Origin of the sequence: Thalassotalea sp. G20_0 (assembly GCF_017744175.1) — a bacterium.
Taxonomy (GTDB): domain Bacteria; phylum Pseudomonadota; class Gammaproteobacteria; order Pseudomonadales; family Endozoicomonadaceae; genus Endozoicomonas.
The window spans coordinates 208,288-220,893 of record NZ_JAGHQV010000001.1 but is presented as its reverse complement, the minus strand read 5'-3'; the positions used below and the strand labels follow the sequence as shown (position 1 = coordinate 220,893).

Annotated in this window: 6 protein-coding genes; 1 reads left to right on the top strand and 5 read right to left on the bottom strand. The window is 51.5% G+C overall.

Translation table 11 applies throughout. The features are described from left to right. Positions 1-140: 140 nt before the first annotated feature. Positions 141-1,571, bottom strand: coding sequence for a Na+/H+ antiporter NhaC (gene nhaC / locus J7438_RS00845; protein WP_209275059.1), 1,431 nt, complete (start codon positions 1,569-1,571; stop codon positions 141-143). Between the two features lie 281 nt (positions 1,572-1,852). Between nhaC and J7438_RS00840 the strand changes: the two genes are divergently transcribed. Next, the gene (locus J7438_RS00840) at positions 1,853-3,085 is read left to right on the top strand and encodes a cation:dicarboxylate symporter family transporter (RefSeq protein WP_209199630.1); all 1,233 of its coding nucleotides are present in this window, start codon (positions 1,853-1,855) and stop codon (positions 3,083-3,085) included. A gap of 86 nt (positions 3,086-3,171) precedes the next feature. On the opposite strand, the gene recD is transcribed toward J7438_RS00840, so the two are convergent. The 4 genes from recD to J7438_RS00820 all read right to left on the bottom strand — a co-directional run bounded on the left by recD (position 3,172) and on the right by J7438_RS00820 (position 12,599). After that, complete coding sequence (gene recD / locus J7438_RS00835; protein WP_209275058.1) at positions 3,172-5,175, bottom strand: exodeoxyribonuclease V subunit alpha; 2,004 nt, start codon at positions 5,173-5,175, stop codon at positions 3,172-3,174. Next, positions 5,169-8,906: an exodeoxyribonuclease V subunit beta gene (gene recB / locus J7438_RS00830; protein ID WP_209275057.1), complete on the bottom strand. Its 3,738-nt coding sequence runs from the start codon at positions 8,904-8,906 to the stop codon at positions 5,169-5,171. Before recB ends, recD begins: the two co-directional genes overlap by 7 nt. Continuing rightward, a complete protein-coding gene (gene recC, locus J7438_RS00825; RefSeq protein WP_209275056.1) occupies positions 8,903-12,232 on the bottom strand; it encodes an exodeoxyribonuclease V subunit gamma in 3,330 nt (1,109 codons plus the stop codon). The genes recB and recC overlap by 4 nt, the downstream gene beginning before the upstream one ends. 79 nt (positions 12,233-12,311) lie before the next feature. Continuing rightward, positions 12,312-12,599 (bottom strand): hypothetical protein, encoded by a 288-nt coding sequence (locus J7438_RS00820; RefSeq protein ID WP_209199634.1) that lies wholly within the window; start codon positions 12,597-12,599, stop codon positions 12,312-12,314. Positions 12,600-12,606: the final 7 nt, after the last annotated feature.

Below are 12,606 nucleotides of genomic sequence, written 5' to 3'. Positions count from 1 at the left end.
ATTGTCATTGGGTGATGGGCTTTGATCAAGTCTATCACTTCAATGCATGGCCAGGTTGACCTGGGGCAGAGGCTGAAAAAAAACGCCGCCCTGTTGATAACAACCAGGGCGGCACTGGGAATGAATGATAAAGAGAGTAATCAGGCAGTAGCCATCTGGCCGTGGACTGAATGATCTTCCACTGGTTTCACATACTTGTTATCCACCGGGCGGAATTTACCCAGGTAAGCAAAGACAACAACCAGGCCGATGCTGATGAAGCTCATCCACATATAAGGCACGTAGGCGAAAGTAGATACCCCCAGCAGGCCCGCCATGAAGATACCGTTGTCAGACCATGGCACCATACCTGAAGTCAGAGTACCGCCAAATTCCGAGCTGCGGGAGAGCATACGACGGTCAACACCCATGCGGTCGTAGTTTCCGGACATGATCTTGGGTGTCAGAATCAGGGATACGTACATGGCAGAACCGAATACATTGGCCAGGAATGCCGTAGCCACAGTGTAGGCAGTCAGGTTGCCTTCATTGGTGATACGGTTTTCAAAGGTGCGGGCGATGGTTTCCAGGATGCCCACCTTATCCAGCAGGCCACCAAAGCCCAGGCCGAAGATAATAACCGCAACGGAACCCAGCATATTAACCATACCGCCCCGGTTCAGGATGTTGTCCAGAAAAGCGTTACCGGAATCAACCGTCAACGGTGCCCACAGGGCGTTCACGGCGTCGATGGGCGTGCGGTCCTGGAACAGAACTGCCCAGACCATACCCAGGCCAGCACCCAGCATGATAACCGGGTAGGATGGGAACTTTTTGGCCAGCAGGAAAAGAATGATAACGACCGGGACAAAAGCCATGACGGAGATGCTGAAGTTCTCATCCATCAGGTTCATAACTTCCTGCACCTGAGCCATATCTGCACTGCCGCCAAACTGGAAACCGTACACGGTGAAAGCGATGGCTGTCAGGACATAAGCAGTCAGGCTGATGGGCAGCATGCCCTTGATGTGGTCAACAATCTCAACCTCGGACATTGAGGAAGCAAGGATAACACTGTCAGACAGGGGAGAGAGTTTATCGCCGAAGTAAACACCGGACAGGATGGCACCGGCAGTAACCGGCGCAGGAACGCCGAGACCCTGACCAATGCCCATCATGGCGATACCCGCAGTACCGGCTGCACCCCATGAGGTGCCGGTTGCCAGGGCGGTCATGGAACAGATCACCATGGTGGCCAGCAGGAAGATGGAAGGATGAATAGTTTTCAGGCCGTAGTAAATGATCGATGGAACGATACCTCCGGCAATCCAGGTGCCCACCAGTGCGCCTACGGCAATCAGAATCAGGATCGCACCGGTGCCTTTGAAGATACCTTCCGCGGCAGCCGCTTCAAGATCTTTGTACTGGTGGCCCAGTTTGACACCCAGTCCCATGGCCAGGAACCAGCCGATGCAGAGTGCTAATTGAATAGGAAGGTTCAGTTTGGCGGTAAACGCAAAAGCGAGAACCAGAAAGGTACCTAATACCAGGGACACTTGTCCCATAGAAGGTAACTTGATCTTCTGCTCCATGAATGAACTCCGAGGGGTTATTAATTTAATCAATGCGGCATTGAACGCGCATATCCTAATGATTTGGCAAGTATATTTTTTGATCTGTGTCAGAGAATGACAGCGAATCCTTACAGTCCCTTCGGAAAAGCGAAAAATAATGAGCTGGGACAATTTTTTCTTAGAACTTATGTTCGGAATTGTGAGTTTTCAGGCTGAGAGAGCGGTCATATTTTGACGATGCAGAAAAAAAGTCTATGTTTTCATCACAGTCAGTTTTATTACCGGAAAAGAGGAGATTCGTGAATATTATTGAGCATCTTGCCAACATTAAGCTGCCGGCCACACTTCTGATGGTGTTGTTAATCCCTTTTCTGACAGATCCCTGGATGAGCTATGATGTTAAGTCATTTTTTTTCACCCTGAGCCTGACCATCAAGTCACTGCTGGTTTTTGTCCTGCCATTTATTGTGTTCAGCTTTGTGGTCTCCTGTCTCGCCAGAATGGGTAAGAATGCTCTGCTGTTTGCCCTGCTGTTGATCATGATGGTATTTGCTTCCAATATCACGGCCATTTTCACCGGGTATACCATTGGCAGTGTCATGGTGCCGCTGATATCCATGCCTATCACCCTTGATGATCTTGATGGCAGTGGTCTGGCAACCATGTGGGTGTTTGAATTACCCCCTCTGTTCACAAATATGAATGCCCTGATTGTGGGATTCATTGCAGGCCTGCTGGTGAACCTGCTGGATATGCAACCGCTAAGGGCGCTTTCTTTCAAAGCCGGTGATGTTTCCAGTTGGTTCCTGAAACATTTATTTATCCCGATACTTCCTTTCTTTATCCTCGGATTTGCTTACAAACTCCATGCTGATGGAATTTTGAGCCAGGCTATCTCGGCTTATGGCAGGATTTTGCTGCTGGTTATTGTTTCTCAGCTGGCCTACCTCTTTATCTACTTTTTTGTGGCAGCAAAGTGTTCATTCCGTGCTTTTATCACCTACGTGGGCAACGTATTTCCTGCATGGTTAACGGGTTTAAGTACGGTCTCCAGCGCAGCCACGATGCCGGTGTTAATAGACAGTACCGAAAAAAATATCGGTAATCCCATCATGGCTAGAACCATCGTACCTGCCACAGTCAATATTCACACCATTGGCAGTGCGATCGGTTTGACCATTCTGGCGCTGGTAACACTGAATACTTTCAATATGCCAATGCCTGATCTGGCAGGTTTTGCCATCTTTGGCTTTTATTACGCATTGGCCAAATTTTCGGTAGCGGCTGTGCCCGGGGGCGTCATCCTTGTGGTAGGACCAATCTTGCAGAGTTTGATGGGCTTTTCGGATGAGATGCTGGGTTTAATTACCGCCGTCTATATGATTTTTGATCCCTTTGGTACCGCCATGAATGTGAGCGGAAATGGGGCTTTCGCCATTGTGTTTTCAAGGCTGTGCCAGAGGCTTGGACTTAACGGCGGCGATGATGGCAATGAGGATGATAAGCAGGAGCCTGAAAGTAGTGTGGCTTGACGTAGCACAGAGATCATAATGCACACTGTGAAAAGCTTGTCTCTTGCTTATCGGGTTTTTTGATCTCTGTGGTTTTCGTCAGGTTGTTATTGAACCAGCCGCTGATAAAGGCCTGACTGCCTCTTGGTTGGTGACTTTGCTGCTTTGATCAGGATATCCATTTCGGCAAAGAGCGTGAGCCTGGATTTGGCCCGGGTAATTCCCGTATAGACAAGCTCACGGGTAATGATGGGGCTGTCTTTATCCGGTAACACCATGACAACATCCGCAAACTCAGAACCCTGGCTTTTGTGAATGGTCATGGCGAAAACGGTTTCATGCTCAGGAAGTCGGCTGGGTAGAAACTGCCGGACCTGTTTATCGGGCAACTGAAAAGCGATCCGAAGCTGGCCATCAGAGCCTCTGATGGTAATCCCGATATCACCATTGTACAGACCAAGTCCGTGATCATTGCGGGTGATCAAAACGGGGCGGCCTTCATACCATTGTCCAGTCACGTCAATCAGGCCTTGTTGTTGCAGGGCTTTTTGTATTGCTTCGTTCAGCCCTGAAATACCGTATGGGCCTTCCCGCAAGGCACATAACACCTGAAACTGGTTAAAGGCATCAAGAATATGGTGAGGTGCTGATGTCTGTTGAATGAGTTCCAGGTAGTGTCGGTAGGATTCAACAGACTGCTGTATCAGTTGCTGATAATCAGAGTCCCCGGCGATGGAAAAGCGCTCAATATCGTCAAAGCCTGAGGTAAATACCGACTTCAGAGATCGCAGATCATTGTTGTTTACGGCTTTGGCCAGACTCCCTATACCGGAATGGGCATCAAAGCGGTAGCTTTTGCGCAGCAGGCAAAGGCTGTCGGAAACGGCGAGGTTTGTCGTAGTTTGTGCAGGCTCTATTTTAGCAAGAACATGTCCGGTTAACCTTTCCAGCAGATGGCGTTGTTCATTTGAGTAACCAAAGCTGGCGGCTGCACAGATATCACCGAGGACACTGCCAGCTTCCACTGACGAAAGCTGATCACGGTCACCTAGCAGAATTAACCGGGCATGATCTGGCAGTGCTTCCAGCAGGTGGCTCATCAGTGGCAGGTCAATCATGGAGGCTTCATCTACTACCAGAATATCCAGGTGTAACCGATTGTTTTTATTGTGGATGAATCCAGTCTTTCCGGGAATGACGCCCAGTAAACGGTGCAGTGTTCCGGCTTGAGTCGGGATCTTTTCTCTTACTGTTTCACTGCAGTTTATTTTTGCCAGTGCGCCGCCAATGGACTCGGTTAAACGGGCTGCTGCCTTACCCGTTGGGGCAACCAGTTTGATGTCCGGAGGGGATTGGCGTTTCAGGCCCAGCTCTGTAAGCAGGGCAAGCAGTCGGGTAACGGTTGTGGTTTTGCCGGTTCCCGGGCCACCACTGATCACGGAAAATGAGCGACTGGCGGCCAGTGCCGCAGCAATTTTCTGCCAGTTCAGGCACGCCGACTCGGGAATCAGTGAATTAAGGGTATCGTTATCAGTGCCGTGGGTAACCGAATTTAGAATGGCTTGCCAGTCAAGCGTATCAACGGACTCAATATCCAGCCATTTGATAAGTTCAGTTTTCTGAGCGGCTTCGGACTTCCCTTTACACTGTTGGAGTACAAAGTGGTAATCCCTGTTAAAGAGTCTCTGCAAAATCGACAGGGCTTCATCGATATCCAGTGTTTCGGTGCTTCTGCTCTTGAGAAAACCGGCGACACTGCGTTCGTATTGCCAGTACCGATAAAGGTATAGACGCCCATCATCCAGAACCAGGGGCGTTGGTTCACTGCCTTCACCCACAACCTGAGTCCGTTTGAGGCGGGTTAGCCACTGGTCTTTTGGAATGGCAACGGTATCCATCAGTTCGGAACTTTCCTGCCCATCCAGACCAAAAAGGCTGAAGTCCGATGCCAGAGACATGCAGACATTGCCCTGGCCCAGCTCAAAGCTGACATTGGCAGCGGCCAGAGTCAGCAATGGATCGGGATTCAAGGAGTGGATCAGTTTGGCGAACTGGTAATCCAGGGCTCGAATAGTCCCCTGTTGTTCCAGTATCTGTAGCTGATTTAACATCTTATCAGCTCCTCTTTTTGATTATCTTTACCATCTTCACCACGGAACAGCTGGTCCAGACCATTGATGAGCTGAAAAGAGGGTTTATGGCTGAATATGCCGTGTTGCTCAGGGTCATTCATCTGCACGCCGCGCAGAAACAGATAGATAACGCCACCGAAATGCTGGTCATAGTCATAATCCGGTAAACGTTGTTTGAGCAATCGGTGCAATGCCAGAGAGTACAGCTGGTATTGCAGATCGTATCGATGCTCTATCATGACTTTCTCCATGGCTTCCCTGGAATAATCACTGATGCTATTTCCCAGCCAGTTTGATTTGTAATCGAGCACATACCAGCGCCCCTGATATTCAAAGGTCAGGTCAATAAAACCTTTCAGCATGCCTTTCATACGGTGGAACTGCAGCTCCCCGGCCCTGGCACTCAGTGAATCGTGTTGGGCAATCAGCCGGTTAAGGCTCTGGGGGTTAAGCTGTTCGATAGGCAGGTAAAACTCCATTTCAACCCGTCGAGCGGAATCTGGCAGATTTATAAGACGAAGATTGTCTTTATCCAGCGGCGAGTTGAGGCAAGTTAACAACATACCTTTGGTGGCGGGCAGCCACTCTTCGCCATAACCGGCCCGGGCGTGGCTATCCACCAGAAAGCTGTCGAGATAGGCGTCATTGTCTGCACAGCGCAATGCGTTCATATCCAGCTCTTCAAACAGGCTGTGCATAAACGTTCCCGGTTGAGCACCCTTAGGAAAGTTGAACAGGCTTAAAGGGGCGGCTTCAGACTGCGGGTTATCCTGGGCCGTATGTTGTTCATTGATGGCATCAGTATCAAATCCCGGCGATTCATTACTGGCAACGGCCGGTGTCTCAGCGCGATGTGATGCATGCCGTGAAAGCGCCGAGTAGCTGGTGGTCCACCAGTTTCTTTCAATATTTCCTGTGAAATTCCGTGAGCTTAACGACGCTTCTTGTGTATTCACTGGAGCATAGGGTGGGAGAGTGTCGGCTGGTGGTGCAGAAATCACGATCTGTTGATGAGCACATTGCCCGGCCACTTGCTCCAGCAACAGGTTCAGATCCTGACTGACGATCTCTGAGCCCTGGTTGAGCAAGTAACCAATCGCGCTCTGGTGCAGGTCAGTTTTACCCTCTTTACCGGCTTTTCCCGATTTGTAGGGAGTCATGCCCAGATAGCAGCAGTAGACCGAGCGGGTCAGAGCAACATAGAGCAGGCGCAGGTCTTCTGCCAGACGCTCTTTTTCTGACAGCACGGAGGCTTGCTCCGAGGGTGTTAATGCCAGCCAGGTTTCACTGGTTTGCGGGTCATGGTACAGGGGAGAATCCGCTTTGCGCAGATGGCATGGAAAGGGGATAAAGACCACCTTGTACTCCAGCCCCTTGGATTTATGAATGGTAATGATCTTGACCAGGTTCCGCTCGCTCTCCAGATGCAGCTGTTGATCATCGGCGTTTTGATCAGGTCTGATGACCTGTTCGGAAAACCAGCGAGCCAGGGCGGATGCTCCCTGCTGTTCCAGGCTGGCGGCCGCCAGCAGTTCGCCCAGGTGCAAAATGTCAGTAAGACGCCGTTCCCCATCCTGGAATGAGAGCAGTCGTTCGGCGATTTTTCGTTGGAAGATAAGCTGGCGTAACATGGGCAGGATGCCTTTTTTCTGCCAGAGTTCGCCATAGTGAGTGAACTCTTCTACCGCGCTTTCCCAGGCTTGCTCATCCACATTGAGTGCATCCAGGGCCCGGGCATTAAGATGGAAAAGCGTGGTGGCCAGCGCCGCTTTCAACACCCGTTCGCTGGTGGGTTGCAGGCAGGCCTGAAGGACTTTTTCCAGGTCAGACGCTTCCCGTGCAGCAAATACCGAGTCCTGGTTGCTCAGGTAGATACTGGCGATATTCTGTGCGGCCAGGGCCTCGCGAATCTTCTGGCCATGTCGGCCACTGCGAACCAGTACGGCAATATCACCGGGCTGTAGAGGTGTTTGCCGGTCGCCGTTGTGAATCTGGCAGTTTTCCCGGTCTGCGGCTGAGAGCAGGCGATTGATCTCGGTGGCGGTTGCCTGGCTCATGGTATCCAGATAGTTCTCGGCATTGACAGTTGGCCCGTCAATGGGCTGCTGCAGCCACAGGGTCATTGCCGGTAGTGCTTCTCCCTCATGATAAAGACGCTTCTGCGCGGCACCCGGTGATGGGTGAACCGGTTCAAAAGGGATGCTGTCGTTGTAGATAAAGGGGGTCTCTGAATGCTGGAATACCGTATTCACCGCAGACACCATGGCATCGCTTGAACGCCAGTTGGTAGTCAGCGTGTAATGGCTGTGTACCTGTTGCCTGGCCTGCATGTAGGTGAAGATATCGGCACCACGGAAGGCATAGATGGCCTGTTTCGGATCACCGATCATAAACAGGCCGACGCCGGGGTCACCGCCTTCCATGTAGATCTTGTTGAAAATGCGATACTGGAGAGGGTCGGTATCCTGAAACTCATCAATCATGGCAATGCGATACTGGCTGCGAATTGCCTGGGCCAGCAGTTCGCCGTCACCGGCCTTCTCTTCGCAATTTCCTTCAAGATTGCCTTCAGGGAACAACGCACTGGCCAGGTTGGTCAGCAGGTCATCAAAGGAGAGTTGATAGCGGCTGGCTTTCAATTGTGTTAGCTGGGATTTGATATGCTGCAGTGCATCCCGGGTGATCAGGCCCTGAAGTGCCTCCTTGAGGGAGAGTGGTAAATCCAGGAATTCATCAATTTTCCGGAAAATGGGGTGCTCGGGCAGCTTGCCGGTTTTTAACAAGCTCTTCTGTAATATTTCTGTGCCGTAGATCTCCCAGCTGTCTTTTTCCAGATTGGGAATCAGATCGTCAGAGGCAAGAAAACTGTCCATATAGCCAAGACGTTTCAGGGGTTTGCGGTCTTTACGCAGGCCACAGTTACGCAACAGGTCTGCGATGGTGTCCTGATCGTTTTGCCAGAGTGTCTTCAATTCTCTGGCGGCTGACAGATAGACCCTGTTGAACTCCTCCATGGATTCCGGCACCTGGTCTCCGGCCAGTTTCAGATCTGACAGGGGCAGCCAGCTGCGCAAATGACTCAGCAGGTCGTAGGGTGTTTTCCAGAGGTTGCGGATCAGTTTTACCAGCGGTTTTTCCAGGGGATAGAAATTCCGGCGCCAGTAGTCCGCAGCACTCAGCTGCAACATGGGCTCGGTATCTGTAATCAGTTCACTGGAGAAGAGTGTGCCACTTTCAAACGCATGCTGTTTCAGCATACGCTGGCAGAAGCCGTGGATGGTGAAAATCGCCGCCTCATCCATCTGCTGTTCTGCGGCCAGCAGCAGTGCCTGACACTGTTCTGGCTGATCCATATCCTCAATCAGCTGCTGAATAAACGGGTCGCTGGATTTTCCCGCAATAAAGTCATCCCGGGTCTGGTGAATTCTGGCCCGGATACGATCCCGCAATTCGCCGGTGGCCGCTTCGGTAAAGGTAACCACCAGTATCTGATCAACGGTTAACGGGGTTTCATGTTGTGTTTTATCGCTGCCATGGCCCAGCAGTATGCGAAGATAGAGATTCGCAATGGTATAGGTTTTGCCCGTGCCGGCACTGGCTTCGATCAGGCGGACGCCGTGCAGGGGCAGGGCGTGTGGGTTGAGTGTTTCCGGAACCAGGCGGTTCTGGTCAGTGGCTGTTAACTGGCTCATGGCTGTTGACTGGCTCATGGCTGTTCCTCCTGCAAACAGTCAAACGCAGGAGCCATAATCTCTCTGGTAAGGCTGGTCATTTCAGTGAATATAGGCGTCAGCTCAGGGTAGACCCGCTGTATATAGTCATCACTGCACTCTCCCCACACATGGAAATCATCCCCGGCAAAGGCTTTTTCGGCGGCTTTTTCTGCCTTGTCCGGGTTATCATCCGGATCGGCCTTCAACCAGCTATAGGCCGTTTCCGGGAACCAGGGCAGCGGCAGGTTCTGACCCATCTGGAAATAATGGATCAGTGTGGACAGGTGTTGTTCTGCTTCCTGTTTTGGGATGACCGGCAACAGGCGCTCTTTCTCCAGGTCATGAATCCGGGTTACGGTTGGATTTCCGGTCATGCACTGACACAGGTGCTCAATCCAGCTCCTGATCAGATCTTTACCTTTAAAACTGGCAGGGCGGTAGCGAAGCATACCGGACGCAGAAAAGCCTTTTAGCCAGCCGGTCAGATGCACTGGAGGGTGCTGACGTTCGAGGTGAGGGAGTTGCAGGTTCACTTCCCGGTCTTCAGCGCTATTTTCCAGCTGTAGGCTTAACCTGTCTGCCATTGGGGTAAGGTCTTTTATCTGCTCATCCAGCAGAATCTGGCCAAAAGCGGAGTGCGGCAGCTTGCCGGAAGAGTGCAGTCGGCTGACCAGGCGTTCGGGTGCTTCTTTGCTAATCAGACTGTCAAGAATCCCGACTTTCAGCTGGTAGTTCTCCAGCGGCTCCATGGCGAATGTTTCGGTCTCCTCCAGAGTCTGGTCCTGAACGGAGAAATAGACTTTCAGGCGGCGGTTAAAAAAGTAGCGACTGGGGTTGCTGTAAAATCTCAACAGCTCGGCAAGCTCCACGTCATTGAGGTTAACTCCCTCTTCATCCGGCAGGCGCGTCTGAATAAACTGGCCTGGCCTTTCTTCAGTGCGACTGGCTGCCGGTAACCACTCTTTAATGTAGCTGTGAAAAGTGTGCCCTCTCTGGTCTGGCTCAGGCTGATTCAAGAAGTTTCTGTGGCTGAACGGCTGCAAAGGGTGTTCGATAACCAGCTGCTCTGATTTCAGGTCAAAACCCTGTTCGCAGTAGTTGAGCAGTTCGGTGACCAGCACAGAAGGTATGCGTTCACTGTTATCCTGTATCCGTCGGCCAACATAGCTGATGTAAAGGGTATCCTGGGCAGACAGCAGAGCTTCGAGGAACAGGTAGCGGTCGTCTACCCGACGTGAGCGGTCACCACGCCTGCCATGGCGGGCGATCAGGTCAAATCCGGCCGGGGCAATGCTGCGGGGGTAGGCACCGTCATTCATACCCAGCAGGCAGACAACCCTGAACGGGATGGAGCGCATGGGCATTAATGTGCAGAAATTGACCTGGCCTGCCAGGAAGCGCTGACTGCTGCGCTCCTGAGTCAATCGTTCGGTCAGATAACTGATGAAGACACTGCGTGATAATGGTTGCTGGTACCCTGCTTCCAGCAGCTGTTCGTAGAGGTGAGACAGGGTATCCCTGACCAGTGTGAGCGCTGCTTCATCCTCTTCAGAGCGGGTAAGGAAAAAGCGATCCAGTAGTTGATGAGTGAACTGGATCCACTGTTCAATGGTTCGTGTGTTATCCAGTTCATTCAGTAATTGCTCACTGCTATCAATAAAACTGGCCAGATAGCCTGCCAGTGTTGCATTCATGCCCTGAACCGCGTCCATCGGCAAAATATCATCGTAAACGCCGGTATTTTCCGGCATGGCATAGCCCAGCAGCATCCTTCTGAGCCCGAATGACCAGGAGTTGGCCTGCAGTTCTGGCAGGTCAAACCGGGTTTGGTGGGCAGGGGTTAACCCCCAGCGTATACCAGACTCATGGGTCCATTGTCTCAGAATGTCCAGATCACCGGTGGTCAGGTTGAAACGGTATTGAATGGCGGGCACTTCCAACAGCTCCATAAGCTCCGGAGCGGAGCAGCGGCTTTTGTCCAGCTCCAGCAGTTTAAGGAGTGCTGATAGGACAGGGTGCTCGTTTTTTGCACTGACATCTGAAATGGCAAAGGGGATACGGCGCTGGTCATCCATGCTGCCAAATACGGCTTGAATCCACGGGGTATAGCTGTCGATATCCGGCAGCATGATGACAATGTCTTTGGGTGTCAGTTCCGGGTTCTGTTCAAACATATCAAGCAGATGGTCATACAGTATTTCCACCTCTCTGAGTGGGCTATGGCAGCTATGGAATTGCAGGGACTGGTCATTTTGCATTGCCGTTTTCTGACCCTGGGCTGTCCGGTCGTGCAGCTCGAAGATGTCCTTTTGCAGATTGCCCAGCAGGGTATCCTTGTGATCGCTGACAAAGACATCGATATCAAAAGCATCCAGGCCGTGGAGCTGGTGGAAGTAGTCTCTGCCAAGCTTGCCCATTGAGCCCAGCAGCGGATTGCCAATGGAGTCCAGGTTGCCAAAAGCGTCAGGAGAGTCCAGAGAGAGTCCCTCCTTACTGAACCAGCCTTTATCCTGCTTCTTCTTTTGATCCAGCAGTTTACGGGCTGCCAGCTTGCGCAGGTATTTTGGATCCCGCTCATCTCCCCAGTAGTGCTGGCAGGGGTTAGCGACCATTAAATGCACATCGCACTGGCTGGACATTGCCTCGATGGATTCGACAAAATGCGGTGGCAGGGCAGAAATACCAAAGACAAACAACCGCCGTGGCAGCTGTGAGCTGCAATCATTATCGGCCATAGCCTCAAGAAAGCGGTGATGCATATTGGCCCTGTGCCAGGGGGATTGTTCCAGTTCAGCCGTTCTTGAGACCAGGGCACGCCATAGTTTGGGCTGCCAAGGCTGGTCAGAGGTGACTGTGCTGGAATCATCCCCCTGTTCCCAGTCCAGAATCCAGTCAGGGCGATAGACAAGATATTGGTCAAAAATATCAGCGATTTTTCCGGACAACTGAAACTTCCGAATGTCGTCATCATCGCTTGCCAGGTATTGGGTTAATGAATAGAAGTCAGGGTCGTGTTTCAGGGAGTCAAGGAGATCCATCAGCTTCCAGGTCATTGACTCCTTATTGAACGCAGATCGGCGTGGAACGTCCGGCAGGATGCGGGTATATATTTGCCAGAGGAAACTGGCCGGCAGGGGGAAATTGACACCGGCGGCTATACCCAGTCCTTTCGCCAGTTCCAGTCTGAGCCACTGGGCCATTCCGGGGCTTTGTACCAGAATCTGTTCATCTTCCAGGGGGTTGCTCGGAGGGGTTTGGCGAAAAAGCTCGACCAGAAGGTCTTTAAGCACATCCAGATGATTGGAATGGTATATGGTCAGCACAGGGAAACGTCGTCATTAACCGATAGATAAGGCTACTGTCGGCGCTATCCACCATGCTGTCAACCGAATTGGTGGAAACTCAGGCCTGTCCCCTGCGGAGAATATTGTTTAACAACCCCGTTTTATTTTTTTTGCTGGTCTGCTGACTATTTCCGGGTTTGCCGCTGTAGGATTCTTTAATCTCCTGTTCGGCTTTTTGTAACAGCGCGAGGTCAGGGTTGGTCTTTTGCAGGAAGCGTTGCCCGCAGCCTTCACTGAGATGCAGTTTTTTCTTCAGCATTTTCATTGAATCCATTAATGATTCAGCCCGGGCAATGGCTTTTTTACTGGCATCAAGTTGTTCGTTGGAAAATTGTTCGGTTGCCATGGTATTT